Source organism: Streptomyces sp. NPDC093544, from assembly GCF_040683495.1.
In the GTDB taxonomy this organism is placed as follows: domain Bacteria; phylum Actinomycetota; class Actinomycetes; order Streptomycetales; family Streptomycetaceae; genus Streptomyces.
This window is the reverse complement of the sequence record NZ_JBFBEA010000003.1, coordinates 85695-111663: the sequence shown is the minus strand read 5'-3', so window position 1 is coordinate 111663 and position 25969 is coordinate 85695. Positions and strand designations below refer to the sequence as shown.

Sequence of the window (25969 nt, the reverse complement as noted above, 5' to 3'; positions counted from 1 at the left end):
GTGTGTGGCTCGGCAGGCCCACCCGCCTGTGCTCAGCCCAGGCCGTCCGCGCCGACGTGGACAGCGGACTCGTCGAGCAGCGTGTCGGTGACCGGCTGTGGTGAGCCGTCGAGGCCGAGGACGGGGCTGGCCTCCTTGTACCAGGACTCGATGACCGCGCTTCCCCAGAAGTCGCGGCGGCGGTCGTCGTGGACGTTCCACCGGTATGTCTCGTGGTCGGGGTCGCCGGTGTAGTAGTCGGAGGTGTAGATCTCGACCCGGTGCCCGTCGGGGTCGCGCAGGTAGAGATAGAAGGCGTTGGAGACGCCGTGGCGGCCGGGTCCGCGTTCGATGTGGTGCTCCTTGCGGAGCGCGCCGAAGATGTCCGCGGTGTGCAGCACCTGGTGGGACTCGTGCGTGGCCACGCCCACGTGGTGCAGGCGCGGACCGGCGCCACCGGTGAAGGCGACGTCGTGGACGGTCTGTTTGCGGTACATCCAGGCGGCGTACAGCTCGTGCTCGTCGCCCTCGATGGTCTCCGAGCAGCCGAAGCCGAGCGCGGTGTAGTGGGCGTACGCGGCCGGTATGTCGGGGGTGCAGATGTTGAAGTGGTCCAGACGCGCGACCTGGGCGCCGCGGTGCAGGTCGTAGCGCTGGATGAGCCGTTCCGCCTGCTCGATGTCGTGGAAGAACTCCACCGGGAAGCCCAGCGGGTCGATGACCCGCACGGCGTCGCCGACGCCCTGGGTTCCGGCGCCTTTGGGGACGCGGCGCACCGGGCAGCCGAGGCCGCTGAAGTACCTCTCGGCCTTGTCGACGTCCTCGGGGGTGCGGACGCGGTAGGAGAGGTGATCGAGTGCGGCGACCTCGCCCTGGCGCAGTACGAGTGAATGGTGGGTCAGTTCGTCCGTGCCGCGCAGGCAGAGGCTCTCGGCGTCCTCGTACTGCACGTGGAAGCCGAGCATGTCCACCCAGAACCAGCGGGATCGGGCGAGGTCGGTGACCACGAGCTGGGCGTAGGCGGAACGGACGACATCAGGCGCCGGGGTGTTCATGAGAGGGCTCCGAAGCGGGGGGTGTGCACCTCTCCGAGTGCCACGTGCACGATCTTCGACTCGGTGTAGAAGTCGATGCTGTGCGCGCCGCCCTCCCGGCCGAGACCGCTGGACTTGACGCCGCCGAAGGGGGTACGCAGGTCGCGTACGTTGTGGGAGTTGATCCACACCATGCCGGACTCGACGGCGTGCGCGATGCGGTGACCGCGTTTCAGGTCGGACGTCCAGATGTACGCGGCGAGGCCGTACTGCGTGGCGTTGGCCAGCTCGACCGCCTCGGCCTCGTTGTCGAAGGGGGCGACCGCGACGACCGGGCCGAAGATCTCCTCCTGGAAGATCCGGGCGTCCCGGGAGACGTCGGCGAAGACCGTCGGCTGAAGGTAGTTGCCCTCCGGGAGGTGATCCGGGCGCCGTCCGCCGGCGATCAGGCGGGCCTCCTTCTCACCGACCTCCACGTAGTCCAGCACCCGGGCGTAGTGCTCGGGGTGGACGAGGGCGCCGACCTCGGTGGCGGGATCCGACGGCAGGCCGACGGTCACGTTCGCGGCGCGTTCGGCGAGGCGGCGGGTGAACTCCTCGTACACCGGCCGTTCCACCAGCACCCGCGAACCGGCCGTGCAGCGCTCTCCGTTGAGGGAGAAGACGCCGAAGACCACCGAGTCCAGGGCGGCTTCCAGATCCGCGTCGGCGAACACGATCGCCGGGGACTTGCCGCCCAGCTCCATCGAGGTGGTCTTCAGATGCTGGGCGGAGCTGCGGACGATGTGCCGGCCGGTCTCGGTGGAGCCGGTGAAGGAGATCAGCGGTACGTCGGGGTGGTCGACCAGCGCCTGGCCGGCCTCTTCGCCGATGCCGTGCACGATGTTGACGACCCCGGCCGGAAGTCCTGCGGCGGTGAGGATCTGCGGCCACAGGCCGGCCGACAGCGGTGTCCACTCGGCCGGTTTGAGGACCAGGGTGCAGCCCGCGGCCAGCGCCGGGGCGAGCTTCCAGCTCTCCAGCATGAACGGCGTGTTCCACGGCGTGATCAGCCCGGCGACGCCGACCGGGGCACGCACCACATAACTGAACTGCTCCTCGCCCTGCCGGAACGCCTCCTCGCCGAGCCCCACGATCACGTCCGCGAAGTAGCGGAAGTTCTCGGCGGCGCGCCGGGCCTGGCCACGCGCCTGCGTGATCGGCAGCCCGGAGTCGTACGACTCGAACTGTGCCAGCTGCTCATGGCATGTCTCCACCTCGTCCGCGATGCGGTGGAGTGTGGTGGCCCGGGCCCGGTTCGACAGCCTGGACCAGGCGGGGAACGCCGACTTGGCAGCGGCCACCGCGCGGTCGACGTCCGGTGGGCCGCCCGCGGCGGCCTGGGCGTACACGGTGTTCGAGACGGGGTCGGACACGTCGAAGGTACGGCCGTCGGCGCTGTCGACGGCTTCGCCACCGATCCAGTGCCGGATGGTGCCGGGCAGTCCGGCCGGGCGCGTGCTGGGCATGGCTCCTCCGTTAGTTGTCGGACGGCTCAGACGTGCTGGAGCAGGTCGGTGCCCTCGGCGAGATACGCCCGGATGCGGGCCAGGCCGGGCTCGGTCGGGGTGATGAGCGGTGGCCGTACATGCGCGGAGGCGATGCGCCCCTGCTGGTGCAGCACCCACTTGGCCGGAGCCGGATTGGTCTCGACGAAGAGCAGGTCGACCAGCGGATGCAGACGGAAGTGCAGCTCGCGGGCGGCTGCCTGGCTCTCCGGGTCTCCCGTTTCCCACAACTCGTACATCCGCGCCACGGCGGCCGGTGCCAGGTTGGCCACGGCGCTGACGAAGCCCGCCCCGCCCAGTGCCATCAGCGGCAGGCACAGCAGCTCGATGCCCGACCACACCAGCAGTTCAGGGCCGCAGGTGTGCAGCACTCGCGAGAAGTGCTCGAAGTCCTTGGTGGTCTCCTTGACGCCGACGATGTTGTCGAAGTCGGCGAAGAGCCGCCCGACGGTTTCCGGCGCGATGTCGACCGCTGTGCGGGACGGCACGTTGTAGATGACCAGCGGCAGGTCGGGGAACTCCCGGGCCACCGTGGCGTACCACTGGTACAGCGCCTCCTGCGTCGGACGGGCGTAATAGGGGGTGATGATCAGGGCCGCGTCGGCGCCCAGGTCTTGGGCCGCGGCGGTGATTTCCAGGGTCTCGTCCAGCTTGTGCGATCCGGTGCCGGGCAGGAAGGGCACCCGGTCGGCGATCTCCTCCGTCGCGGTGCGCATGGCGGCGATCCGCTCTGCGGCACTCTGAGCGCTGGGTTCACCGGTGGAGCCGCCCAGCGAGATGCCGTGCGAGCCCGACTCCAGCTGCCAGCGGACCAGGCCGCGCAGGCTGTCGTGGTCGACGGCTCCGGCGTCGGTGAACGGGGTGACGACGGGGGCGATGGAACCCCGGATCGAGGCCGGGTCGCTGCGGAACTTCATGCGGTCTCTCCCTGCTGTGCGTGCCTGACACGCCACTGCTCGTACGGTCCCTGCCAGTCCGGGCCGAGCGGATACAGCCCGTCGATCGACTGGCCGGCCTGCACCTGCTCGGTGATGTAGCGCTCCTGCAACTCCTGCTCGGCGCTGTCGGCGATCAGTTCCGCGGCGAGCGAGGGATCGATGACGACCACACCGTCGGCGTCGCCGACCAGCAGGTCGCCGGGCTGAACGAGGGCTCCGCCGCAGGCGATCGGGATGCCGGTGTCCCAGGGGACGTGGCGGCGGCCCAGCACGGAGGGGTGCGTGCCGCCGCAGTACACCGGCAGTTCGAGCTCGGTGACCGCCGCGCTGTCGCGCAGCGCCCCGTCAGTGACGACCCCGGCCGCTCCGCGCCGCAGGGCGCGCAGGGCGAGGATGTCGCCGAGGGTGCCCGCGGTGGTGTCCCGGCGGGCGTCCATGACCAGGATCTGACCGGGCCGCAGTTCCTCGATGGCCCGCTTCTGGGCGTTCATGCCGTTGCCGTAGCGCGTGAACAGGTCCTCGCGCAGCGGCAGATAGCGCAGCGTGTGGGCGACGCCGACCATCTTGTCGCCGGGCCGGGTGGGGCGTACGCCGTCGATGCTGCTCTGTACCAGGCCGCGCTTGCGCAACTGTGCGCTGAGCGTGGCCACGGCGATGCCCCGCAGTCCCTGCTCGATCCGCTTGTCCAGCACCGGTTCGGGTTCGTACGCCGAACCCCAGGCCGCGGCGCGCTCGGCCTGACCGGCCCGTGGCATCGCGCCCCAGGCCTCCAGGTCGTGATCGGCCCCGGCGATCCGGTTGCGCAGCCGTCCGGTACTGACGGTGCCGTCGCCGACCTCCACCTCCACCGTGTCGCCGGGCGAGACGACGGACGCGCCGGCCGGGGTGCCGGTGAGGATGACGTCCCCTGGCTCCAGAGTGACCAGCCGCGACAGGTCGGCGATCAGATCCCCGAACGGGAACAGCAGGGTGTCGGTGGTGTCGTCCTGGACGAGCTCGTCATTGACCCACGTCCGCAACCGGAGTGCGGACGGGTCGAGTCGGCCTGCGTCCAGCAGTCGCGGGCCGATCGGGGTGAACCCGTCGGCGCCCTTGGACCGCAGGTTGGAGCCGCGGTCGGCCTGGCGCAGGTCGTACACTCCGGCGTCGTTGGCCGCGGTCACATAAGCCACGTGCTGCCAGCCGTCCTGCGGGGCGACCCGGTGCGCGCGACGGCCGATCACGAGGGCGATCTCGCCCTCGAATGCCATCAGTTCGCAGCCGCGCGGCCGGTGGACGGGGTCGCCGCTGCCGGACAGCGACGACGGTGGCTTGAGGAAGTACGACGGCTGGTCGGGCACGCGCCCGCGTTCCGCGGCCCTGCTGCGGTAGTTGAGGTGGACGGCGATGATCTTCGACGGTGTCGCGCCGAGCGGGTGGGCCATCAGCCGTGCTCCTGCCCGTGGTCCGGGTGGCGGACGCGTTCGCGCAGGGACAGCAGACCGCCGACCGCGTCCATGGCCGGGCTGGATACGCCGGTGCGCCGCGCGAGTTCCCGTACGGCGCCGAGAATGGCGTCCGTCTCCAGGGGTCGGCCGTGGTCGGAGTCCTGAAGCATCGAGGTGCGGAAGTTGCCGAGCCGGGCGGCGATGTCGAGCCGCTCCTGCGCCGACATCGCGGTGGGGATGCCCAGCCTTGTGCCGATGTCGGCCGCTTCGGTGAAGATGGCGGCGCACAGCTGCCGCAGATCGGGGCTCTCCAGGATCTCGAGCACCGTCCCGCCGGTCAGCGCGCTGACCGGGTTGAGATTCACGTTCCCGAGCAGCTTCTCCCAGATCGCCGTACGGATGTCCGCGCTGACCTCGGCATGGACCGGGCCTGCGGACAGCGCCTTGGCGCACCGGTCGACGCGGGCCGAGACCCCGCCGAGCGGGTCGCCGACGATCAGGCAGTCGCCGCCGGAATGCGTCACCTGGCCGGGCCCCGGGACAGAACTGCTGAAGTGCGCGACGCCGGCCATCACCCGGTTCGGCGGCAGCAGGTCCAGCAGGCCGCCGTCCGGGTCCACGGTCCTGATCACCGGCTCCCCGCCGCCGCCCGTGGCGGCCAACAACCACCATGGGACGCCGTTGGCCACGACCAGGACATCGGCACCGGCCTCGATCCACGGCCGTACGCGCGCGACAGCGGCGGCCAGGTCCTGGCCCTTCACGCAGATGACCACCAGCTCCGGCGCCGGGAGCCGCGCCGGGTCGTGGGAGGCGGCAAGGCGGTACGTGGCGGTGCCGTTGGCGCTGTTCACCAGCAGCCCGTGTTCGACGATGGCGTCCAGATGGGCGCCCGGCCTGCCCAGCAGGGACACCTGCGCGCCGGAGGCGGTGAAAGACGCGGCCAGGGTCGCCCCCACGGCACCCGGTCCGACAACCGTGATCTTCAAGGCGGTCCCCTCAGCTCTGGTAGGACGGATCGATACGGTCGATCTTGCGTCGCAGCGCCTCGAAGAGGGTCCGGCCCGCGTCGGTGCGGTCCCCGAGCTGGAAGGACTCCCTCGTCGACTGGACCGCGGCGGCGTGGCTGACCTTGGCCGACGGCCGGCCGGTGGATCCCGCGGCGAGCTGGATCTCGCAGGCCCGCTGAAGAGTCCACAGGGCGGAGAACGCCGCGGGCAGGGTCGGCCCCAGCGCCAGCAGGCCGTGGTTGCGCAGGATCATCAGATTGCGGTCGCCCAGGTCCTCGACCAGCCGTGACTGCTCCGCCGGATTGACGGTGATGCCCTCGAAGTCGTGGTAGGCGACCATCTCGAACAGCTGGGCCGAGTAGAAGTTGTCCGGGTCCAGACCGTCGGCGATGCAGGCGACACCGGTGCCGGCCGTGGTGTGGGTGTGCATGATGCAGTGGGCGTCGGAGCGGCTCGCGTGCAGGGTCGTGTGGATCAGCATCCCCGCCTCGTTCACCGGCCAGGGCGAGTCGGAGAGGATGTTCCCTCGGGTGTCGATCTTCACCAGGTTCGACGCGGTGACCTCGTGGTACATCAGGCCGAACGGGTTGATCAGCAGGCTGCCCTCTTCACCGGGCACCCGGAGGGTGATGTGGTTGAAGATCATTTCGACCCAGCCGAGATGATCGAAGATCCGGTAGCAGGCGGCCAGTTCGAGCCTCGCCTGCCACTCGGCATCGCTCATGGACGCCGGAGTCTGCTCGGTCGAGGGGTGCGTCAGAACGGTCATCGCCGGCTCCTTCGTATCGAGGCGGTCGAGGTGCCCTGAGCACGAGCATGGGACGCCGGACCATCGAGGGCAATGTCGAAACGTACACTCGGTGGCAGATGTGGATGTCGGATCGCACATCACCTGGGCGTCCGTGGACGTGTCGCCCGGGTGTCCGCGGATGTGTCGGTGTCCCGGGCGTCCGTGGATGCGTGGATGTGAGGAGGGCGAATGACGTCGCTGCCGTTGACACAGCTGGTCAGCGCGATGCCCGAGAGCGTGGTGACCGTGCTCGTGCACAGCGGAGACCAGGCACAGGCCATCGCAGGGGTCGAACTCCTCGACTGCCCGGAGGCCGACGGTGACCTGCCACCCGCGCAGTTGCTGCTCGCCGTCGGGCTCGATCCGGCCGATGAAACGGCAGGCGACGCCGCGCTGCGCACCGCGGCGGAGCACCGATGCGTTCTCGCCGTGAAGTGCCCGCTCCCGGCGCCCGCCCGGTTCGTGGAACGGGCCGCGGCGCAGGGAGTCACCGTGCTGGCAGTGGACCCGCGGGTGCCGTGGACCCGTATCCAGGACATGGTGGCCACGCTGCTCGCCGCACGCGCGGCCGGCCGGGGGGCCGACGGTCGCCGGTTCCCCGGGGGTGATCTGTTCGCCCTGGCGAACGCGGTCGCCGCGATCGTCGGCGGTGCCGTCGCGATCATGGACACCCGCCAGGCCCTCGTGGCCTACTCCAACCTGCCGGACCAGCCCATCGACGACACCCGCAGGCGCGGAATCCTGGGCAGGCAGGTGCCGAAGGACGCCGTCGCCGACCACTTGGACAAGGAACTGTGGAGCAGCGAAGGGGTGGTCCGGCGCAACAGGCCCGGCGACCTGCCGCGCCTGGCGGTGGTGATCAGGGTGGGCCAGGACGTACTGGGCTCGCTGTGGGTGGCGTTCGCCGACGCCGACGGGCGGGCGGTCGGCGACCACGAGGCGACGTTGCGCGAAGCGGCCGGGGTCGCGGCGCTGCACATGCTCGCACTGCGCAGGCTGGTCGACGACGACCAGGACAGCCGCAACCGCGCACTGCGGTCCGCCCTCGACACAGGCGAGGCGCCGGACCGCCGGACCGGTATCCGGCTCCCAGCCGTGCTGCTCGGCCTGAGCGAATCACCCCGGCCCCTGGACCGGGCAACCGCCGGCGAAGTGGACGACGACATGCGGCTGCGCGCCGACCAGCTGAGGATGCTCGACCTCATCCTGCTGGACGGAAGGTCGTTGGGGCACAAACCGGTCGCCACCGTCATCGGCGACCGCCTCTACACCCTGCTGCCGACCGGTTCCCCCGCCGCGGTACCGGTGGACCACCTGCTCGACCACCTCATGGACCGCGCACGCCGGTCGCTGGGCCGGGCGTACCTGCTGGTGCGCTCCGGCGACATCACCTCGCCGGCCGGACTGCACGAGGCACGCCGTGACATCGACGCCGCGCTCGACCATCTCCACGACGAACGCGCGGAATCCGGTACCTACCGCACCCAGGAGCTGCACGCCGACGTGGTGCTGCGACGCCTCCTCGCCACCGTGCGCGACAACGCCGACCTGCGCACCGGGACAGCCGAACGCATCGCGGCGCACGACGCGGAGCACGGCACCGACCACCTCGTCACACTCGGCGCGTACCTACGGCACTTCGGCGATGTCGGAGCGGCCAGCGCGGCGCTGCACATCCACCAGAACACCCTGCGGCAGCGGTTGCGCAGGGCCGAGCAGACCTTCGGGCTCTCGTTCCGCGACCCGGCACGGCGTCTCCTGCTGTCCGTGGAGATCGCCGCCCTGGGAAAGGGGCAGGGTAGGCAGGGCTCCGGGGAGCGCCGCTGAGGCGGATACTCGGCCGCCCGCCATGCGCGCGCCTCCTCACAGTGCTGTGAGAGCCCTTGCGCAGTAGGTCGGGCCGCCCAGCCCGGCGACGTTCAGGATGGAGTCCTCCGTCAACTGAATGTCGTCCTCACGCGGGCAGTTGTCGTCCAGGTCCGGTTGGCCGACGATCTTGACGTCGGGCAACTTCTCCCCTTCGCAGGGGACTTCCTCGTACCGGTCGACCGCCCGAAGTCCACAGGCAGTCACCGACGCGGATCTCCATACCGCCTCCGCCCGGGTCGCCGGGGTGCGGGGCCCTGAGGTTGCGTACACAGGCGTAACCGACACCGTTCACGTAGTCGAGGTGGTCACGCAAGCCGGCGATCTCCGGTCCGAGATCGCCGCGGATGCCCAGCACGTCGTCCGTGGAGTCGGGGCAGCACCGGCCCCGTACGTCCACGTGTACTCGGTCGACACCGAACGCGTACCGGAGCTGACGGTCCGCCAGGCCATCGCCACCGCGTACCCGGCAGTGGACGTCCTGGCTGCGAGCGGCGAGGACGGCGTCCCACGCACCACCTGATGCCGCTGGGCATCCGCGGTTCGCGCGACTTCGACCTGTACGGGGCCGGGGCGCACGGCGACCCCGACGGCGCCCGCGCGCTGCTCGCCGAGGCCGGCGAGACGGGCTACCCGCTCACCCTCGCCTATGCGACGACAGCCGACGAAGCACGGGGGAAAGCCGTGAAGAAGGCCCTGGACGGGGCCGGATTCCGGGTGATGCTGAAGAACGTCGACATCTCCGACCTCTACGAGAACGTCGGGGAGGGCGAGTACGACCTGGTCCGCCTGCCGATGAACACCAGCAGGCTCCCGCTGGCCTCGGCGTACCTGCCGGACTCCTTCGACGGCCGCTACACCTACCCGACCACCTCCAACTTCTCCCGGCTCAACGGCAATGCGGTCAACCCCGCGATCGACGAGGCCAACGCGACGGCCGACCTGTCGGCCGCGGGCGAGAAGTGGTCCACGGTCGACCGCCGGGTGATGGAGCAGGCGGCGGCCATTCCGGTGTACGTGCCGGTACGCACGTTCCTGTACAGCTCCAGGCTGAAGGGCGTCCAGGTGGACTTGGACGGGCTGTCGCCGGTCAACGCGTATGTGGCCGAGTGACGGCAATGCCCCCCACGGACGTCCGTAGGGGGCATTGCTCACCTTGTCCGTTTACGGCGCGTCCACCACCGTGCCCGTGACCACCGGGCGGCCGGGAAGTGGCACGCCGTCGTAGTCGGTCAGCGCGAGGCGTACCGACTCGGCCGGCTCGGCCACCTGGTCCTTCACCGTCGGCACGGTGAAGTCGGTGCTGGTGGTGCCGGCCGTGATGGTCGCCTCCACCCACAGGGCCTGGGAGAGGGGGCGCTCCGGGTCGGGGAGTTCACCGGCAAGATCCATCAGCCACTGCGGGTCCACGTCCTTGGTGGACAGCTCGGCGCCCTCGGTGACCGGGAACAGCCGGACCGGCTGCCAGATGTCCACATCGGCGGGCGCGGAGAGGGTGAGCCGCCAGGCCAGTGTGTCTCCCTCGGTCCCCTGGTCCTTGACCGGAGTCAGGCTGACCGTGGGCTCGGGGTCGTCGTTCTCCGCGTTGACCCCGCCCCGGTACGAGCCGATGACGGCGCCGCGCACGGCCTTCGCGAGGATGTCGTAATGCTCGCCGTAGCTGAAGCGCGTGTCGCCCTCCACCTCGATGGGCACGTCGATGGCGTTGCCGGGCACCACCGTGACCAGTTTGCTCGTGGACTCCCGGGTGTCGAGGTCGACGACAGCGATGCGGACCTTGCCGCTGCCGTGCCCGGAGACCTGCACCGGGACGTGGTAGGTCCGGGTGCCCGAGTCGCCCTCCTTGACGGTGAGCCGGCCGATGTCGACGCGCGGCAGCTCCGCCGCCTTGACCGCGGGGGTGCCTGGGGCCCAGCCCCAGGCGTCCATCAGCCAGGCCTGTCCGGACCCTGAACGCGGTGTCAGCTCAAGGGACTTGACGTGCTTCAGGTCCATTCCGGCGCGGGTGGCCGCGGTCAGCGGGACGCGCAGTTCGCGCGCCCAGTAGGAGGCGGTGCGTGCGCTGCCCGGCAGTCCGTCGACCCGGGCCTGGCCGAGTTCGGCACGGCGGCCGGAGGAGTCGGTGACGGTCACGTCCAGCTTGGTGCCGGTCGTGTTGGGCGGTACGAACACGCGCAGCGCCAGACTCTTGGCGCCGGAGAGGGACACCGGAGCGGCGGGGCGGATCTTGGTCGCGGTGCCCGGCGCCGACCACTTCAGCGCGACCGCGCCGCGGCCGGCCTCCTTGGTCGTGAACCACCACGGGAAGTGCGGCGACGAACCCTCGGCGTCCGGGGGCAGACAGGCCACGGCCGGGTCGGGGTCGAGCGCCGCGCACAGCCTGCCGCCGGTCACCTTCACTGGGGCGTCGGGCAGGAAGCCGCCCGTACGGCGGGCGCCGACCGCGTGGGTCAGCACGCGGGCCGGGTCGGCGGACGGGGCGCGTCGGCCCGTTCCGTCGAGCAGCGGGCGCACGCGGTCGTCGCCGGCGACGAACAGCCGGGCCGCGGCGGCGATGTAGGTGGAGCCCGCCCGGTGCTGCTGGTCGGCGGTCAGGCGGGTGGGGGCGCCCGTGGAGCACACCGGGTCGGGCTCGTCCTCCGGGAACTCCCAGAAGTCGTCCCAGGAGGGTGCCGCGGCCTTGCCCGGCGTCCACTCGGTGTTGAAGAAGTTGTGGTTGGCGCCGACCACGTAGACGGCGCTGTGCAGGGCGGTGCCCTGGCTGACCCCGCGCGTCCCGTCGACGTACACCTCGCCCTGGAGGTCGGAGACGTCGCCGTCGCAGCCGGGGAGGATCGTCGTGGACGGCACGTCGGCGACCGGATTCTGGCCGAAGATCGTCGGTCCGATGAGGACGGTCCCGCGAATGTTCCAGCTCACCGGGCCCCGGTAGCCGTCCTGCGCGGCGGGTGGCGGGTAGAGGCTGTCCAGGGCGGCCCGGTTGACGCCCTCGCCGCCGCGCGAGTGGCCGACGAGCAGGACCTGGGACAGGTCGGCCTTGGCCGCGTCGGGCACGGCCGCCGGGGCGGTGTCCGGGTGGGCGGCCCAGTCGGCCCACTTGGCGAGGTGCTGCCGCACCAGCGAGGAGCGCGCCTGCGCACCGCCGTCCTCGGCCTCCCCGTCCTGGGCGTTGATGCCGTTCGCGGAGATCGACACCGTCACATAGCCCTGGGAGGCCAGCAGCTCCTGGTCCTCCAGATAGCCCTTGTGGCTCGGGATCGGCTGCATGCCGGCCGAGCAGGGCCACTCAACGTCCCAGTCGTCCTCGGTCCCGCCCGGCTTGAAGCAGGTGGGGTGGCGGCCGTGCAGGAACAGCGCGAGGGGCCGCTTTCCGGTGGCACCCTCGGGCGCGACGACGACGGCCTGCATCTCGACCGGCTCGGCGAGGCCGGGCAGCTCCACCGGGTCGAGGTCGTACTCGCCGGTGACCGTGCCGTACGCGCCCGGCTTGCCGGGGTCCACGGAATTCGCCGGGAGTTGGGCCGGGGGCTGGGCGGCCGCCAGAGAATTCGTCGACTTCTTCTCGGTGTTGGCGGCGGGCGCGTCCAACCGGCGTCCGCTCGCCAGGACTTGGAGGTCATTGAGCGGGGTGGCCCGGTCGAGGGCGAGCCTGAATGTGCGGCCGTCTTTGGCCGGTTTCGGCACTCCGAGCAGTCGGCCGTCCGCGTGGAACTCGACACGGGCGTCACCCGCGGGCACGGGCCTGTCCGACCGCCAGACCAGCTCACGCGTGACACCCTCCCCGGTGACGCGCCAGCCCGGCGGCAGTCCGCTGTCGGCGTTCGCCATCAACGGCGTTGCCTGGGACGGCTGTTGGGCCTGAGCAAGTCCCGGTAAGCCCGCCAGGGCCGCGAGCGCGGCCACGGCGGTGACACCTATTCGCCGGGTACGGTTCAAGGGTCCCTCCTCACACTTGGAGCGCGGGAGTCCCGTCGGTCCCGGAAGCCCCTCGTGCCTCGTAAGGAAGGGAAACGGGGCCTGTGGGTTGCCTATGCCGGGGAAGTGGGTCGGGGCAGGGCAGGAATCCGGTCACCGAGACCGCCTGGTCGTCGGGCAGGAATCCGGTCACCGGAAGTTCCTAGCCTTCGAAGCGGTCGCCACCTCCGAATCCGCCGCCGTGTCCGTGTTCCTCGGATTCGGTGGGTGCCGTGGTGGGGGCGGTGGAGCCGTCGGCGGCGGTGAACCCGGCCTTGTCGAGGGCGGATTGGAGGGATGCGGCATAGCTCTGGCTGGTGATCGTCGCACCGCTGACCGAGTCGATCGCGGCGCTCTGCTTGGACAGCGCGCTCTCCCGCAGGGTCGGCACCGCGCCGTTGCTGATCTGCACGGACTGGGGTTCGTTTCCCGGGAGTTGGAGCGTTTCTACGTCGGTGATCTTCCCGCCCTTGATGGTGACCTGAACCTGGGTGTTGCCGAACTGGGTGCTGATGGCGGCGCCGGTGGCGGTGGTGGTGGAGCCGCTCTTCGAGACGGTCGCGTCCTGACTCGCCGTCGAGGAGGACGAGGAGGATGACGCGACGGTCGGGACGACCTCGTGGGGCTTGAACATCAGCACGCCGGTGGTGCCGACAACGGTCGCGACCAGGATGATCGGGGCACGTCGCATGGGGTTCTCCAGAGATGGCCGAGGCTGCCGCCGATGCGGGCGGTCAGTACGTCAGAACGCGAAGTCCTCGTGGTGGATGTGGAGGGCGGGCACCCCGGCGCCACGGGCGGCGGCGATGACCGTACGGGTGAACTCGTCGGGGCCGCAGACGAAGACGTCCCGGCCGGCGATGTCGGGGACGAGGGTGTGCAGGGCCGATGCGTCGAGATGAACGGCCTCTCGCGGCCCGGTCAACGCGTGCAGCAGGCCACGACGTTTGGCGACCAGACGCTCGAACTCGTCCAAGTGGGCGATGCCTTCGGAGTCCCTGCCTCGCAGCAGGACGACGACGTGGGTGTCCCGGGGCAGGTCGTCGAGGAGGGCGCGGATGGGCGTCGTACCCACACCGGCGCCGACGAGCAGGACGTTCCGGGACCGCCGTGCGTCAGCGGTGAACACCCCGTAGGGGCCCTCGAACGCCACCCTCGTGCCTGGGACAAGCCGGGACAGGGCGCTGCTGTGGTCGCCCAACTCCTTGACCGTGATGCGGAGATGACCGCCCTGGGGGGTGGCCGACAGTGAGTAGGGGTGGGCCTGCCACCACAGCTCACGGCGCAGGAAGCGCCACATCATGAACTGTCCGCCGGCCGTGGGCAGCCGCTCCAGATGCCGCCCGCTGAGCACGATGGACCAGGTGTTCGGCCCCACGGGAGACACCTGGGCGACACGCAGGTCGTGCCGGACGGATCGCCACAGCGGGAGCCCCACCCGGAAGACGAGTACGACGGTCAGCGCACCCACCCACAACGAGGTCCACCAGGCCGTGGCCAGGGAGTGCCCCACGAACGGCGCACCGGTGTCGACCTGGTGGACGAACGAGAGGCCCAGGCCCAGGTAGGTGTAGAGGTGGACGGCCCACCAGGTCTCGTACTTCATCCGGCGTCGCGCCCGCCGGTAGGAGGTGACCCCGGCGGCCAGCAGCAGGGCGCTGCCGATGGTGGCCGACAGGATGCCCGAGTAGGTCCACAGCAGTTGGCCGATCTCCGCCAGGATTCCCGTCTTCGCCGCGCGCGCGTATCCGACGGTGATCAGCACGGCGTGCGCCAGCAGCAGGTACAGACCCCAGGGAGCGATGCGCCGGTGCCAGACGATCAACCGGTCCTGGCCCAGGGCGCGTTCCAGCGGTGGGATGCGTGCGGAGAGCAGCACGGTGATGACCATCGCGTATCCGCTGAGCATCCCGGTGACGCGGCCGAGCGCGGTGGCGACGCCGCCCGGAGCGTGCACCGCGCTGATGGTCTGGGCGCCGACGCCCAGCGCGAATGAGATGCCGAGGCCGAGACCGGTGGCCGCGGCCAGCGCGTCGACGACGAACGGGCGGCGGGGAGCGGGCAGCTTGCGGCGCACCCGCCCGGCGCGCCGTGACGACGGAGGAACGGAAGGCGGGGGCCAGTTGCGCGGGCGGACGGGAGGCTTGGGAGGGGACGGTTGAGAGGTGCGGGGCGTGGTCATGGAGACTCCTCGGCTCTGTCGGCCAGGGGGAAGCCCGGAGTGAGATAAACGCGTTCGTCGTCCAGCACCGTCATGGCCTCGTATCCGTCGAGGCTCAGCGTCCAGTCGGCGGCCTTGCGTCCCATGGCGAAGGCCGCGGTCGCGTACGCGTCGGCGGTGCCCAGGTCGGGGCCGCACACGGTGACGGACAGCACCCCCGCGGGGTGGGCGCGGGTGTGCGGGTCGATGATGTGTTCGCCGCGCTCGTAGGTTCCCGAGGTCGCCACCGCGAGGTCGGTCGCGTGCACCACCCCGGCCAGGGAGCCGCGGTCGCCCGGGTGCTGTATCCCTATCCGCCAGGGCAGACCGGCCCCGCGGCCGCCCCGGCTCACGACATCGCCGCCGGCTGTCAGACAGAAGTCGGTGATGCCCCAGGCCACCAACGCGTCGGCGGCCCGCTGCACCGACCAGCCCTTCACCAGGGCGGACGGGTCCAAGGAACCCGTTGCCCATACGTCGAAGTACCCGGCGGTGTCCCGGCGCAGTTCCTCGCATCTCTCCAGTACCCACGCCACCTCGGCGCTCGCGTGCGTGGGCGTCAACTCCCCGCGGCCGATACGGGAGATGGCGCTGTCCGGCCGGTAGGTACTGAAGAGAGCGTCGACTTCATGCAGCCAGCGCACCACCCTGGCGGTACCCGAAGCGGCGTCCTCCTTGCCGCAGTTGCGCAGGTCGATGGAGATCACGGTGCCCATGACGTGTTCCACATGGACGTGCCGAGCAGGCGCGCGCTGAGCAGGTACCTGCTCAGCAGGCAGGTCGGTCGCAATGTCTGTATGGCTTTGAAGTCTGCTCATGGGGCTCCTCGGGAGCTGACGGTGGTCTGCTCTCACCTTCCCGAGCGGACCTCTCAGTTCTCTCTCAGTCAGGGCCGGAGAGCGGCCCTGCGGCGGGTTTTAAAGGGGAATCTCAGGCAGCAGCACGGTGAACACCGTCGAACCCGGGGTGCTCTCGAAGGTCAGAGAGCCCTCGTGGGCCTCCACGATGGCCGCCGCGATGGACAGACCGAGACCGGCTCCGGCACCGCCGGTCCCGGAGCCGGGGCCGTTCCCGGGGCCGTTCCGGGTGTCCGGGTGACGGCGGTCGGCGCGGGTGAAGCGCTCGAAGAGCGTCTGCCGGAGCTCCGGGGTGATTCCGGGGCCGTTGTCCGTGACGGACAAAGTGCAGGACAAGGTGCCCTGGTCCAGGCCGTGTTGCTCCAGCCGGACGGTCACCAGGGTGCCGGCCGGGGTGTGCAGGCGGGCGTTGGCCAGGAGGTTCGTCAGTACCTGTGCCAGGCGGTCGGCGTCGCCGGTGACGGTGACCGGCGTCTCGGGCAGGTCCAGGACCCAGCTGTGGCCGGGGCTCGCCGCCCGGGCATCGTCCGTGCAGTCGATGACCAGGCGGGTCACGTCGACCGGTTCACGCTGCAGTGGGCGACCGGCGTCGAGGCGGGCGAGCAGCAACAGGTCGTCGACCATGGCACTCATGCGTACCGCCTCGGCGGCCACCCGGTCGAGGGCCCGCTCGACCTTGGCGGGAACCGGGCCCGGGTGGCGCAGGGCGAGTTCGGCGTGGCCGCGGATCGAAGCGACCGGGGTGCGCAGTTCATGGCTGGCGTCGGCGGCGAAACTGCGTAGCCGCTCCTCACTGGTGTGGCGTTTGGCCAGGGCCTCCTGGACGTGGCCGAGCATGTGGTCGAGGGCCGCGGCCACCTGGCCGGCCTCGCTGTGCGGGTCGCCCGCCGCCGTCGGGCCCGGCAGGGTGACCGCGCCGCTGTCCAGTTTCAGGGCGGCGACGGCTGCCGCGGTGTCCGCCACTCGGCGCAGCGGGCGCAGTGAACGGCGTACCCACAGGGCACCGGCGACTCCGGTGATCACCAGCGCTCCGCCGAAGACCACGGACGAGGCCATGGCAAGGCGCTTCACCGTCTCCTGGAGCGGCGCCAGCGGCAGGCCGCTGACCAGGATGTCGTCGTCCTTTCCCGCGCAGGCGTAGACGCGGTAGTCGCCGAGGGTCGACAGGGTGACGCTGTGGGCGCTTCCGTCGGTGGGGATGCCGTTGAGCGTGGCTTCGTCGGCCGCGTCGAGGGTGACCCAGGTGCGCCGGTTGGCCCGGACGACGGCCGCGTCACTGATCTTCGCGTCGGTCAGTCGTGCGCCGAAGGTGCCGATCGCCTGCCCACGTGTGTCGGCGCGCCTGTCGACCATCGTGTGTTCCTGGTCGCTGTCCCCCACCGTCTGCTGCTGGGTGTCCGCGAGTTGTCGCAGCGAGGAGGGGAAGAGGCAGCCGGAGTCGGCGAGTTGATGGTCGAGTTGGCCGGTGAGGTAGCTGCGCAGAGCGAACACGCTCGTCAGACCGACGGTCGCGCAGCTCAGCGCGAGCAGGACGACCAGGCCCCAGGTGAGCTTGGCGCGCAGCGTGCGGGGGCGCAGTGCGCGAAGCCGCAACGTGCGTGGGCGCAGCCGGTTCAGCCGGGAGCGCGTCGTCGCCTTCATGACGTGGTGGGCTTGAGGACGTAGCCGACGCCGCGCACGGTATGGATCATCGGCGGTCGACCGGCGTCCACCTTCTTGCGCAGATACGAGATGTACAGCTCGACGACGTGTGCGTGGTGGCCGTAGTCGTACGACCAGATCCGCTCAAGGATCAGTGTCTTGCTGAGCACCTGGCGTGGATGGTGCATCAGCAGCCTCAGGAGCGCGTACTCGGTGGGGGAGAGGGCGATGACCTCGCCGTCCCGGGTGACTTCGTGGGCGTCCTCGTCGAGTACCAGATCGCCGACAGTCAGCGCCGTCTCTCCCGCACTCCGGCGTGCCATACCGGCCCGCCGCAGCAGGCCGTGCAGCCGGGCGGTGACCTCGTCGAGGCTGAACGGCTTGGTGACGTAGTCGTCGCCGCCCGCCCGGATCCCGGCGACCCGGTCCTCGACCGCGTCCCGCGCGGTGAGGAACAGCACGCAGACCACGGGGAGTTCGGCGCGGATCTCGCGCAGCACCGTGAATCCGTCGGCGTCGGGGAGCATCACGTCGAGGATCACCGCGTCCGGCCGGAACTCGGCCGTTGCCCGCACCGCCGTCGCCCGGTCCGCGGCGGGGCGTGCGTCGTAGCCCTCGTAGGCCAAGGCGCCGCACAACACCTCGGTGAGGTCCGGCTCGTCGTCGACCACCAGCACGCGGACACGGGTGCCGTCGGGGCGGACCAGCGGCGGCGCCGTGGCCGCGGGGTCGGCAGGGCTTGGAGTCACCGTGACATCACTACCGCCCGATTCTGAGATTCGCCTGAGATGTACGCGCCCGGGCCGCGGGTGCCGAGCAGGGCTCCGAGCCTCCGGTTCCACCGGTGACGCGCTCTCCTTCCTGGTCAGCGGTACTCCACGGCCCTGGCAGGACGTACTCGGGCGGCCGACTCGGCTCGGGCGCTGAGAGCGGGCTGAGAGGTCTGCCGTGCAGGGTGACGGCCAGGTCAAGGAGGCACTCCACGTTCAGGCCAAGGAGGCACTCCACGGCCGGGCCAAGACGGGACTCCACGGCCGGCCAAGGAGGCAGTCCAGGGCCGGGCCAAGACGGGACTCCACGGCCAGGCCCAACCAGGCATTCCACGGCCGGGCCAAGCAGGCACTCCTACATCCCGACGATCCCGACGATCCCCACGGTCACCCCCCACAAGGAGACACATGACCACGCTCAACCCCTCTGTTCTTGAGGGACCAGTGCCACCTCAGGCGGCTGAGGACGTCGGCCGCGCGGCCGGTCCCGCATGGGAACGGCCGGCCTTCTGGGCGCTGTTGTGTATCGCGGCGGTGGCCTTCTTCTGGGACCTGGGCGCGTCGGGCTTCGGGAACGAGTTCTACGCGGCGGCCGCTCAAGCGGGCGGCGAGAACTGGAAGGCCGCGTTCTTCGGGGCATCGGACGCGGGGAACTCCATCACCGTGGACAAGCCACCGGTCGCGCTGTGGCCCATGGACGTCTCCGTGCGCCTCTTCGGACTCGGGTCCTGGCAGATCCTCGCTCCCGAGGCGCTGATGGGCGTCGCCACCGTCGGAGTGCTGTACGCGGCCGTACGGCGACTGCACGGACCGGCCGCAGGGCTGCTGGCCGGCGCGCTGCTGGCACTGACCCCGGTCGCGGCCCTGATGTTCCGCTTCAACAATCCCGACGCGCTGCTGACCCTGCTCATGGTGTGCGCGCTGTACTGCTTCCAGCGCGCCCTGGAAGGGGACCGGGCTGTCCGCTGGATGGTGCTCACCGGGGTGTGTTTCGGTCTCGCGTTCCTGGTCAAGACCCTGCAGGCGTGGCTGATCCTGCCGGCGCTGACGCTGGTCTACCTGGTCTGCGCGGCCCTGCCGCTGACCAAGCGGATCGGCCATGTCCTGCTGGCCGGGGCCGCGATCGTGGTCAGCAGTGGCTGGTGGGTGGCCCTCGTCGAACTGTGGCCCGCGGACTCCCGCCCGTACGTGGGAGGGTCCACCAACAACAGCTTTCTCGACCTGACTCTCGGCTACAACGGGCTGGGGCGCATCACCGGTGAGGAGAGGGGCGGCGGCGTAGGAGGCGGCTCCTCATCGAGCAGCATGCCCGGCGGCGGGGGCGGCGCCGGAGGTGGGGACGAGGCGGGCGGCATCACCCGCATGTTCGACAGCGCGGTGGGCGGCCAGATCTCCTGGCTCCTGCCCGCTGCGCTGATCCTTCTGCTGGCCGCGTTGGTGGTCACCCGCAGGGCGGCCCGAACCGACCTGCATCGTGCGGGCTTTCTGGCCTGGGGCGGCGCCCTGGTGTGCACCGCGGTGACCTTCAGCTTCATGTCGGGGATCTTCCACGAGTACTACACCGTCGCGCTGGCTCCTTACGCCGCCGCGCTTGTCGCCATGGGCGCGATCTTCCTCTGGCGCCTGCGAGGCCGCGCCGCGGCGGCGGCCCTGGCGGCGACGGTCGCGGCAACGGCGGTGTGGGCGTTCGTTCTGCTCGGACGCGCGGAGGGCTGGTCCTCTCAACTGCGCTGGCCGGTAGTCGTCGTAGGGGTGCTGGCGGCATCCGGATTGGCGCTCGCGCACCTACTCCCGCGGCGCCTGGCCCTCGGGGCGACGGGGCTCGCGCTGGCAGCCGTACTGGCCGGACCGGCCTCCTACACGTGGGCCACGGTCACCACGGCACACACCGGCCAGGTCCCACTCGCCGGCCCCGCTTCGGGAGCCGACGCACAGGGACACGGCGGGCCCACTGGAGGAGGTACTGGCGGAGGCTCACCGAAGGGCGGCGGCAGCAACAGGCTGGGTGGCGTCGACGCGGTCACGCCTCAACTGCGAACCACGCTGGCCGAGGATGCCCAGGCCTACACCTGGGTGGCCGCGACCGTCGCCTCGGACAACCAGACCTGGCTGCAACTCGCCGTCGGCGAACCGGTCATGCCCATCGGCGGCTTCAGCGGCGGAGACCCGTCGCCGACCTTGGCCCAGTTCAAGCAGTACGTCGCCGACGGGAAGATCCACTACTTCGTGGCCCAGGGCGACGAAGGCGGCGGGTTCGCCCGCGACGGTGCCGACACCACCGGATCACAGATCTCCTCCTGGGTGACAACGACCTTCACCCCGCAGACCGTGGGCTCGACGACGCTGTACGACCTCACGGCCGCCACCGGCTGATCTCACCTCAACCGCCGAACCCGGAGCCCACGTTGCTCGCCGTGCCTACGGCGAGCAACGTGGGCTCCCGTTCGGCAGGCCGGCACCCGCCTTTGCCATCTCTTTACAACGCGCACCGCCGCTGCCTCGTCTCTCCTCCCGATCCGTACCCCAGCCCGCCGGTCAAGAGCGCGGGCGGACCGATGAAAGAGAGCGATTCATGCGCCGAACTGTCCTGAGCGCCATGGCACTCGCGTGCACCGCCGTGCTGGCGAGCACGGTGCCCGCGTTCGCCGACGGGACCTCCCCGAGCCCGGTCCCGACCCGCGTGGCCGAGAGCGTGTCCCCGACCCCGGTGCCGAGCGACGAACCGAGCAAGGCGCCTGCCCAGAGTGCCGAACCGACCAAGGCGCCTGCCCCGGGCGAGGTCGCCGAGGTACCGAAGGGAGCGCCCGACACCGGTGTGGCGCCGACGGCGGCACAGTCCGGAACGGACGGCGCGCTGATCGGCGGGGGTGCCGCCGCGGTGTTCGCCGCGGGCGGTGTGGCCTTCTATCTCGTACGGCGTCGGCAGGCGACCGGGGCATGACCTCGCCCTCCAGGCGCGCGTTCACCACCGCGGCGGTGGCCTCGTTGCTCGTGAGCTGCGGTGGCGGTGGCGGTGGTGGCCGGGCCGGGGGACAGCCCGCGACCGCACGCCCCAGCACGAGTGCGAGTACGGATGCGAGTACGCCACCGTCCTCGCGGTCCTCCGCGAAGGCGACGCATGCCCTCGGGCGTTCCGTTCCGGTCAGCTTGCAGATCCCGGCCATCCAGGTCGACACCCGGGTCATGCAGTTGGGGTTGGCCTCGGACGGCACCGTGCAGGTCCCCCCGATCACGGCGAACGACGAGGCGGGCTGGTACCGGCACTCGCCGACGCCGGGACAGACCGGCCCGTCGGTGATCCTCGGCCATGTCACGGTCGGCGACTACGGGGACGGGGTCTTCCGCCATCTCGCGGGGCTGCACCGGGGCGACAGGATCGTGGCGCGCCTGGAGAACGGCACAGCGGCGGTGTTCGGCGTCACCTCCGTACGTACGGTCGCGAAATCGGATTTCCCGACGGACGACGTCTACGGTGACGTGGGCCGGCCGGAGCTGCGGCTCATCACGTGCGGCGGAACGCTCACCGATGACGGGTACCTCGACAACGTGATCGTCTTCGCCGCCCTGAGCGCCGAAAGTCCCTGACCCACCCCCTCCGAACACGGATCCTGGGCCGTTGCACCGTACAACTGCGGCCCGGGATCCTTCCCCCACGAGTGCATCACGACCATGGAGAGCGTTGAAACGGTCCCGCGAGAAGGCAGCGTCCGAACTGTTCGCCGCCCTCTATCCGCGCCTCGCCGGCTGGTGCCGTCGCCTGGTCGACGACGACGAGACGGCCCATGAGATCGCCTCGGAGGCGTTCACCCGGCTCTGGGCCCGCTGGACGTCGGTGGAGGAGCCCCGCGGGTTCCTCTACGTCACCGCGGCCAACCTCGTCCGGGACCACTGGCGCAAGATCGAGCGCGAACGCAGAGCCGTGCACCGTGCGACGGTCGAGGCCGCTGTCCGCCCGGGGATCGAACAGGCCGACCCCTCGGTACGCCTGCTCGTGCAGTCGCTGCCGGAAAGACTGCGCGTCCCGATCCTGCTGCACTACTACGCTGACATGCCGATCCGGGAGGTTTCCGTGCTGACCGGGCGCAAGGAAGGAACTGTCAAGGCCGACCTCCACGCGGCCCGAGAACTGCTGCGCGCCCACCTGAGGAGAAGCCTTGATCACACACTCTGACCACGGTCCGGACTCCGACCCCGACGACCCACTCGCCGTCATCCTGCGGCCCGCCTCCGAGTACCTCGGCCCACCCGCGGGCCGGTACGAAGCGATCCGCCGCGGTGCGGCCCGCCGCCGGCTGCTCCGCGCCGCGGCCGGGGTCGGCCTGTCGTGCGCGGTCGCCGCCGTCATCTCGCTGCCCGTTCTCCTGGCGTCGCCCGAGACGCCCGTGTCCCCGACGGTCCCTCTCGCGCCGCCGCCCGCCGGCAGTCCTCCGGCCACGAGCAGTCCTCCGGTCACCGCTCCTCCGCCCAAGAGCAGCCCTTCGAGCGCGCCCACCCCGTCGGCTAAGCCCGATCCCGTCGACACCCGCCCCAGCAAGGGTGCCTTCACCAGCAGCCCCAGCACCCCGACCCGTGCGCCGTCGGAGGCACCGCCCTCGCCGGCCACCGAGGTGTCGACGGTTCCGAGCACGGACGAGCCCACACAAGCGGCCTCGAAGCGGTGACTACGGTCGCGTCGTCGCACGCGGTGGCGCGTCGAGTGCACGGCCGACAGCGGCCGCTGCCTCGCGTACGGCGGGGACGAGCCGGAGCCGCGGGGTGCCGGTTCCGCTGGTCACGGTGACTGCGGCAACCATGAGTCCGGCGCGTGACACCGGGGCGGCCAGGGAGAGTTCACCGAGCCGGTACTCCTCGTGGGCTTCGGCCAGGCCGGTCTCGCGGATCCGCGCCAGCTGGGCGCCTAGGGTGCCGCTTGCGGTCAGGGTGTACGGGGTGTGGCGTACGACGCCGGCGGGTGGGCCGTGTCCGTACGCCAGCAGTACCTTTCCCGCTGCCGTCGCGTGCAGCGGCAGCCGTTCGCCGGTCACCAGGCACAGTGCGGTGCCGTCCGCCGGGACGGCGACATCCGCGTGGCCGCCCGTACGGGCCGTCAGCGCGCGCAGCGCCGGGAGCGCGGCGTCGAGGAGCCCGCGCGGACAGGGAGCCGCGGCGCCGAGCGCCCGGATCCGTGTACCGAGCCGGTACGAGCCGTCGGTGGCGCGCTCCAGGCCGCCCCAGGCGACCAGTTCGCGGACCATGCGCAGCGCGGTCGGCAGCGGCAGCCCGGTGCGGCGCGCGATGTCAGTCAACCTCAGGGTGTCCGGCCCGCCTTGGAAGGCGTCCAGCACCGAGAAGACCCGCCCCGCGACGCTCTCACCCATGACGCTCACTCATGCCGCGTACCGCCTTTCGTCCGCTGTATCCCGACCGCCGTATCCCGCCGCCGAGTCCCGACCGTCACGTCACGTCTCAACCATCCATGAGGTCTCGACCGTTCACGCTTTCACTCACTGAAAGCGGTGCGTTGCCGGTTCACCGCGCCGCCCCCGATGGTCAACACATGAGCCTCGACCTCTCTTCCGACGAACTGCTCTCCACCACCCGCGCGGTACGCCACCGCCTCGACCTCACCCGCCCCGTACCCCGTGAACTCCTTGAAGAATGCGTGGACTTGGCCGTCCAGGCGCCCTCCGGACGCAACCGCCAGCGCTGGCACTTCGTGATCGTCACGGACGAGGAACGGCGGGCCGCGCTCGCCGAGGTCTGGCGCGCGGGTGTGTCCACGCCCGGCGTCTCCGACCCCGTCCCGACCCGCGACGTACGGCGGGCGAATGTCGCCCCGGGGGTCATGAACCGCGTCTTCTCCGGCGCGACGCACCTCTACGAGCACCTCCACGAGGTCCCGGCACTCGTGATCCCCTGCGTCGAGGGCCGCACGGACGACGCGCCGGTCATCCGCCAGGCCGGTACCTGGGGTTCGATCCTCCCGGCCGTGTGGAGCTTCATGCTGGCGGCCCGGGCCCGCGGCCTCGGCACCTGCTGGACGACCGGCAACCTCGTCCACGAGAAGGAGGCCGCCCGCATCCTCGGCATCCCCTACGGGGAGGTCATGCAGGCGGCCCTCATCCCGGTCGCGTACACCCTCGGAGCCGGCTTCCGCCCGGCCCGCCGGGTGCCCCGCGAGGAGGTGCTGCACTGGGACGCGTGGTGAGCCATGACCCGAGGGGGGCGGTTTTGAACGTGTTCAACTCTAGGCGTACGCTCCTGTCATGAGCGAGAGATCCGCCCTCCTGAAGGGCATTCGCGCGTGGTTGGTCCTCTTTATCGTCTGCCTGGTGCTGAGCGGCGCCACGGCCTTCCCCCTGGTGCACGAACTGCGCTGGACCGAGGACGTGTTGAGGGCGCTGTCCGTGCCCGAACACCTTCCCGGGCTGACGGACTGGATCGAGCGGGTGGGCCGGGGGCTCGACGCCACCGACGCCGAGTACCCCTTCGTGCTGTACGGCACGGACTGGCTGGCGTTCGCGCATCTGGTGATCGCGGTCGCCTTCTACGGGCCCTACCGCGACCCCGTACGCAACATCTGGGTCATCGAGTTCGGCATGATCGCCTGCGCCGGGATCATCCCGCTCGCGCTGATCTGCGGGCCGATCCGGGGAATCCCCTTCTGGTGGACGGTTATCGACATGTCGTTCGGGATCTTCGGGGTGATCCCGCTGTATGCCGTACGCAGGAAGATCAAGCGGTTGGAGGCGCTCACCGCCGCCGCGCCTGTGACGGCGGCCGCCGTCACAGCGTGAACGCCGCCCGTACGACCCGCTCGGCGACGGGATTCAACCCCTGCCCCTTCGCGTCGGTCGAGTTGACGGAGTAGACGAGAGTCCGGGACAGATCGCGGGTGCCGCCGAGGAACGTGTTGTAGCCCCAACGGCCTCCCGACTTCAGCCACAACACCGTGCCGTCGTCGGTGACATACCGCTGGAGACCCGCACTCATGGTGGCCCCGGGGACACCGGCCGCAACCGTGAACATCTCCTCCAACTGCCTTTGCGGTACCACCTGTCCACGGAAGAGGGCCTTCAGGAGCCGCTCCATGTCCACCGTCGTGGAGATCATGTCGCCCGCCGCCCAGGCGTCCGTCGCGCCCCACACGGTGACATCACGCAGCTCGGTCGTGCCGTCCGCGTGCGCGACGCTCTGGTAGCCGTGGTTGTGCGGCCCGTTGATGGTCGGGTCAGTGCCGGGGAAGTACGTGTGCCGCATCCCCAGCGGGTCGAAGATCCGGCGTGCCGCCTCCTGCTCGTACGAGTGGCCGGTGAGCCGTTCGACCAGCAGCCCGAGCACGGTGTAGTTGATGTTGAGGTAGTGCTGCTGGGTGCCCGGCCTGAACTCGCGCTCCTTCGCGGTGGCCGAGGCGAGCATCTCCTGGGGTGTGTGGAGGTCGAAGCGGTGCGCGTACACCTCCTCGAAGGTGTCGCCGGGGAGGTCGGCGGCCGGGATACCGCTGGTGTGGTTCAGCAACTGCCGGACGGTGACCTTCTTGTACGCCGCCGGGATCAGGTCCGGAAGGTAGTCCCGGACGGGCCGGCCGAGGTCCGCCTTTCCTTCCGCCGCGAGCTGGAGCACGAGCGCCGCCGTGACCACCTTCGTCGTCGAACCGGCCCGGAACAGCGCGTTCGGGTCCGCCGCCCGGCCGCTTTCGAGATCGTGCACCCCGGCACTCCCGCGCCAGCTCCCGTCGGTGCCTCCGACCCGTACGAGCGCGGCCGTCGCGTCGGAATCCGGCAGCCCGGCGAGCGCGGCGGTCAGGGCGTCCGAGTCCGGGCCCGCGACGGTGGACCGGGCGGCGACCCCGGCGGGGGACGCGAAGGCGGGGGCGGCCAGTGGACCGGCCGCCAAGCCCAGGACGAGGGTGGCGGCGATAGCCGTGACAGCGCGTGTGCGCATGGGCTGCTCCTGGTGGGCGGAGGTATTTGAGAT

At 70.8% G+C, this 25969-nt stretch carries 25 protein-coding genes; 10 read left to right on the top strand and 15 right to left on the bottom strand.

Annotation, left to right across the window (positions count from 1 at the left end; translation table 11 throughout):
* Positions 1 to 32: 32 nt before the first annotated feature.
* From hpaD to AB0N66_RS04800, 6 genes are read right to left on the bottom strand one after another with little or no spacing between them, the layout of a single operon-like run.
* Positions 33 to 1034, bottom strand: a complete 1002-nt coding sequence (hpaD, locus tag AB0N66_RS04825; RefSeq protein ID WP_365428755.1) for a 3,4-dihydroxyphenylacetate 2,3-dioxygenase — start codon at positions 1032 to 1034, stop codon at positions 33 to 35.
* Positions 1031 to 2521 (bottom strand): 5-carboxymethyl-2-hydroxymuconate semialdehyde dehydrogenase, encoded by a 1491-nt coding sequence (gene hpaE / locus AB0N66_RS04820; protein WP_365428752.1) that lies wholly within the window; start codon positions 2519 to 2521, stop codon positions 1031 to 1033. The genes hpaD and hpaE overlap by 4 nt, the downstream gene beginning before the upstream one ends.
* A 26-nt stretch (positions 2522 to 2547) precedes the next feature.
* Entirely contained in the window at positions 2548 to 3477 is a 930-nt protein-coding gene (dapA, locus tag AB0N66_RS04815) for a 4-hydroxy-tetrahydrodipicolinate synthase (RefSeq protein WP_365428749.1), read from the bottom strand.
* A complete protein-coding gene (locus AB0N66_RS04810) occupies positions 3474 to 4922 on the bottom strand; it encodes a fumarylacetoacetate hydrolase family protein (protein WP_365428746.1) in 1449 nt (482 codons plus the stop codon). The genes dapA and AB0N66_RS04810 overlap by 4 nt, the downstream gene beginning before the upstream one ends.
* On the bottom strand, positions 4922 to 5914 hold the full coding sequence (locus tag AB0N66_RS04805) for a 2-dehydropantoate 2-reductase (RefSeq protein WP_365428743.1): 993 nt from the start codon (positions 5912 to 5914) through the stop codon (positions 4922 to 4924). Before AB0N66_RS04805 ends, AB0N66_RS04810 begins: the two co-directional genes overlap by 1 nt.
* 10 nt (positions 5915 to 5924) lie before the next feature.
* Entirely contained in the window at positions 5925 to 6704 is a 780-nt protein-coding gene (locus AB0N66_RS04800) for a class II aldolase/adducin family protein (protein ID WP_365428740.1), read from the bottom strand.
* Between the two features lie 210 nt (positions 6705 to 6914).
* Here AB0N66_RS04800 and AB0N66_RS04795 point away from each other — a divergent pair, with 210 nt between their 5' ends.
* A complete protein-coding gene (locus tag AB0N66_RS04795) occupies positions 6915 to 8552 on the top strand; it encodes a helix-turn-helix domain-containing protein (protein WP_365428737.1) in 1638 nt (545 codons plus the stop codon).
* A gap of 36 nt (positions 8553 to 8588) precedes the next feature.
* On the opposite strand, the gene AB0N66_RS04790 is transcribed toward AB0N66_RS04795, so the two are convergent.
* Positions 8589 to 8798 (bottom strand): hypothetical protein, encoded by a 210-nt coding sequence (locus tag AB0N66_RS04790; RefSeq protein WP_365428734.1) that lies wholly within the window; start codon positions 8796 to 8798, stop codon positions 8589 to 8591.
* Positions 8799 to 8895: 97 nt separating this feature from the next.
* On the opposite strand from AB0N66_RS04790, the gene AB0N66_RS04785 reads away from it, so the two are divergent.
* Together AB0N66_RS04785 and AB0N66_RS04780 are read left to right on the top strand one after the other, a co-directional pair.
* Positions 8896 to 9114 (top strand): hypothetical protein, encoded by a 219-nt coding sequence (locus tag AB0N66_RS04785; RefSeq protein WP_365428732.1) that lies wholly within the window; start codon positions 8896 to 8898, stop codon positions 9112 to 9114.
* The gene (locus AB0N66_RS04780) at positions 9114 to 9704 is read left to right on the top strand and encodes a hypothetical protein (RefSeq protein WP_365428729.1); all 591 of its coding nucleotides are present in this window, start codon (positions 9114 to 9116) and stop codon (positions 9702 to 9704) included. The genes AB0N66_RS04785 and AB0N66_RS04780 overlap by 1 nt, the downstream gene beginning before the upstream one ends.
* 51 nt (positions 9705 to 9755) lie before the next feature.
* On the opposite strand, the gene AB0N66_RS04775 is transcribed toward AB0N66_RS04780, so the two are convergent.
* The 6 genes from AB0N66_RS04775 to AB0N66_RS04750 form a co-directional block, all read right to left on the bottom strand.
* Positions 9756 to 12527, bottom strand: coding sequence for a hypothetical protein (locus AB0N66_RS04775; RefSeq protein ID WP_365428726.1), 2772 nt, complete (start codon positions 12525 to 12527; stop codon positions 9756 to 9758).
* A gap of 181 nt (positions 12528 to 12708) precedes the next feature.
* Positions 12709 to 13236: an FMN-binding protein gene (locus AB0N66_RS04770; protein ID WP_365428723.1), complete on the bottom strand. Its 528-nt coding sequence runs from the start codon at positions 13234 to 13236 to the stop codon at positions 12709 to 12711.
* 51 nt (positions 13237 to 13287) lie between these two features.
* Positions 13288 to 14727, bottom strand: coding sequence for a ferredoxin reductase family protein (locus AB0N66_RS04765; protein WP_365428720.1), 1440 nt, complete (start codon positions 14725 to 14727; stop codon positions 13288 to 13290).
* On the bottom strand, positions 14724 to 15461 hold the full coding sequence (locus tag AB0N66_RS04760) for an FAD:protein FMN transferase (RefSeq protein WP_365428717.1): 738 nt from the start codon (positions 15459 to 15461) through the stop codon (positions 14724 to 14726). The genes AB0N66_RS04765 and AB0N66_RS04760 overlap by 4 nt, the downstream gene beginning before the upstream one ends.
* 201 nt (positions 15462 to 15662) lie before the next feature.
* A complete protein-coding gene (locus tag AB0N66_RS04755) occupies positions 15663 to 17243 on the bottom strand; it encodes a HAMP domain-containing sensor histidine kinase (RefSeq protein WP_365428714.1) in 1581 nt (526 codons plus the stop codon).
* On the bottom strand, positions 17240 to 17992 hold the full coding sequence (locus AB0N66_RS04750; RefSeq protein WP_365428711.1) for a response regulator transcription factor: 753 nt from the start codon (positions 17990 to 17992) through the stop codon (positions 17240 to 17242). The genes AB0N66_RS04755 and AB0N66_RS04750 overlap by 4 nt, the downstream gene beginning before the upstream one ends.
* 429 nt (positions 17993 to 18421) lie before the next feature.
* Here AB0N66_RS04750 and AB0N66_RS04745 point away from each other — a divergent pair, with 429 nt between their 5' ends.
* The 5 genes from AB0N66_RS04745 to AB0N66_RS04725 all read left to right on the top strand — a co-directional run bounded on the left by AB0N66_RS04745 (position 18422) and on the right by AB0N66_RS04725 (position 22674).
* The gene (locus tag AB0N66_RS04745; RefSeq protein WP_365428708.1) at positions 18422 to 20386 is read left to right on the top strand and encodes a glycosyltransferase family 39 protein; all 1965 of its coding nucleotides are present in this window, start codon (positions 18422 to 18424) and stop codon (positions 20384 to 20386) included.
* 199 nt (positions 20387 to 20585) lie between these two features.
* Complete coding sequence (locus AB0N66_RS04740) at positions 20586 to 20954, top strand: sortase-dependent protein (RefSeq protein WP_365428706.1); 369 nt, start codon at positions 20586 to 20588, stop codon at positions 20952 to 20954.
* Positions 20951 to 21598, top strand: coding sequence for a class F sortase (locus AB0N66_RS04735; protein WP_365428703.1), 648 nt, complete (start codon positions 20951 to 20953; stop codon positions 21596 to 21598). Before AB0N66_RS04740 ends, AB0N66_RS04735 begins: the two co-directional genes overlap by 4 nt.
* A gap of 94 nt (positions 21599 to 21692) precedes the next feature.
* Positions 21693 to 22184, top strand: a complete 492-nt coding sequence (locus tag AB0N66_RS04730) for an RNA polymerase sigma factor (protein WP_365428700.1) — start codon at positions 21693 to 21695, stop codon at positions 22182 to 22184.
* On the top strand, positions 22168 to 22674 hold the full coding sequence (locus AB0N66_RS04725; protein WP_365428697.1) for a hypothetical protein: 507 nt from the start codon (positions 22168 to 22170) through the stop codon (positions 22672 to 22674). Before AB0N66_RS04730 ends, AB0N66_RS04725 begins: the two co-directional genes overlap by 17 nt.
* Here the strand turns inward: AB0N66_RS04725 and AB0N66_RS04720 are convergent, their stop codons facing one another.
* The gene (locus tag AB0N66_RS04720; protein ID WP_365428694.1) at positions 22675 to 23370 is read right to left on the bottom strand and encodes an IclR family transcriptional regulator C-terminal domain-containing protein; all 696 of its coding nucleotides are present in this window, start codon (positions 23368 to 23370) and stop codon (positions 22675 to 22677) included.
* Between the two features lie 179 nt (positions 23371 to 23549).
* On the opposite strand from AB0N66_RS04720, the gene AB0N66_RS04715 reads away from it, so the two are divergent.
* Both AB0N66_RS04715 and AB0N66_RS04710 read left to right on the top strand, forming a co-directional pair.
* On the top strand, positions 23550 to 24200 hold the full coding sequence (locus tag AB0N66_RS04715) for a nitroreductase family protein (RefSeq protein WP_365428691.1): 651 nt from the start codon (positions 23550 to 23552) through the stop codon (positions 24198 to 24200).
* Between the two features lie 58 nt (positions 24201 to 24258).
* A complete protein-coding gene (locus tag AB0N66_RS04710; protein ID WP_365428688.1) occupies positions 24259 to 24789 on the top strand; it encodes a hypothetical protein in 531 nt (176 codons plus the stop codon).
* On the opposite strand, the gene AB0N66_RS04705 is transcribed toward AB0N66_RS04710, so the two are convergent.
* A complete protein-coding gene (locus AB0N66_RS04705; RefSeq protein WP_365428685.1) occupies positions 24779 to 25936 on the bottom strand; it encodes a serine hydrolase domain-containing protein in 1158 nt (385 codons plus the stop codon). The two genes, AB0N66_RS04710 and AB0N66_RS04705, sit on opposite strands and share 11 nt — an antisense overlap.
* Between the last annotated feature and the right edge of the window lie 33 nt (positions 25937 to 25969).

What these genes read in the sequence shown, in the direction of transcription:
- AB0N66_RS04765 (WP_365428720.1), bottom strand. Translation starts at nt 14,727, where the DNA reads ATGACCACGCCCCGCACCTCTCAACCGTCCCCTCCCAAGCCTCCCGTC.
- AB0N66_RS04810 (WP_365428746.1), bottom strand. Translation starts at nt 4,922, where the DNA reads ATGGCCCACCCGCTCGGCGCGACACCGTCGAAGATCATCGCCGTCCAC.
- AB0N66_RS04770 (WP_365428723.1), bottom strand. Translation starts at nt 13,236, where the DNA reads ATGCGACGTGCCCCGATCATCCTGGTCGCGACCGTTGTCGGCACCACC.
- AB0N66_RS04800 (WP_365428740.1), bottom strand. Translation starts at nt 6,704, where the DNA reads ATGACCGTTCTGACGCACCCCTCGACCGAGCAGACTCCGGCGTCCATG.
- AB0N66_RS04780 (WP_365428729.1), top strand. Translation starts at nt 9,114, where the DNA reads ATGCCGCTGGGCATCCGCGGTTCGCGCGACTTCGACCTGTACGGGGCC.
- AB0N66_RS04715 (WP_365428691.1), top strand. Translation starts at nt 23,550, where the DNA reads ATGAGCCTCGACCTCTCTTCCGACGAACTGCTCTCCACCACCCGCGCG.
- AB0N66_RS04705 (WP_365428685.1), bottom strand. Translation starts at nt 25,936, where the DNA reads ATGCGCACACGCGCTGTCACGGCTATCGCCGCCACCCTCGTCCTGGGC.
- dapA (WP_365428749.1), bottom strand. Translation starts at nt 3,477, where the DNA reads ATGAAGTTCCGCAGCGACCCGGCCTCGATCCGGGGTTCCATCGCCCCC.
- AB0N66_RS04755 (WP_365428714.1), bottom strand. Translation starts at nt 17,243, where the DNA reads ATGAAGGCGACGACGCGCTCCCGGCTGAACCGGCTGCGCCCACGCACG.
- AB0N66_RS04735 (WP_365428703.1), top strand. Translation starts at nt 20,951, where the DNA reads ATGACCTCGCCCTCCAGGCGCGCGTTCACCACCGCGGCGGTGGCCTCG.
- AB0N66_RS04740 (WP_365428706.1), top strand. Translation starts at nt 20,586, where the DNA reads ATGCGCCGAACTGTCCTGAGCGCCATGGCACTCGCGTGCACCGCCGTG.
- AB0N66_RS04710 (WP_365428688.1), top strand. Translation starts at nt 24,259, where the DNA reads ATGAGCGAGAGATCCGCCCTCCTGAAGGGCATTCGCGCGTGGTTGGTC.
- AB0N66_RS04720 (WP_365428694.1), bottom strand. Translation starts at nt 23,370, where the DNA reads ATGGGTGAGAGCGTCGCGGGGCGGGTCTTCTCGGTGCTGGACGCCTTC.
- AB0N66_RS04795 (WP_365428737.1), top strand. Translation starts at nt 6,915, where the DNA reads ATGACGTCGCTGCCGTTGACACAGCTGGTCAGCGCGATGCCCGAGAGC.
- AB0N66_RS04745 (WP_365428708.1), top strand. Translation starts at nt 18,422, where the DNA reads ATGACCACGCTCAACCCCTCTGTTCTTGAGGGACCAGTGCCACCTCAG.
- hpaE (WP_365428752.1), bottom strand. Translation starts at nt 2,521, where the DNA reads ATGCCCAGCACGCGCCCGGCCGGACTGCCCGGCACCATCCGGCACTGG.
- hpaD (WP_365428755.1), bottom strand. Translation starts at nt 1,034, where the DNA reads ATGAACACCCCGGCGCCTGATGTCGTCCGTTCCGCCTACGCCCAGCTC.
- AB0N66_RS04760 (WP_365428717.1), bottom strand. Translation starts at nt 15,461, where the DNA reads ATGGGCACCGTGATCTCCATCGACCTGCGCAACTGCGGCAAGGAGGAC.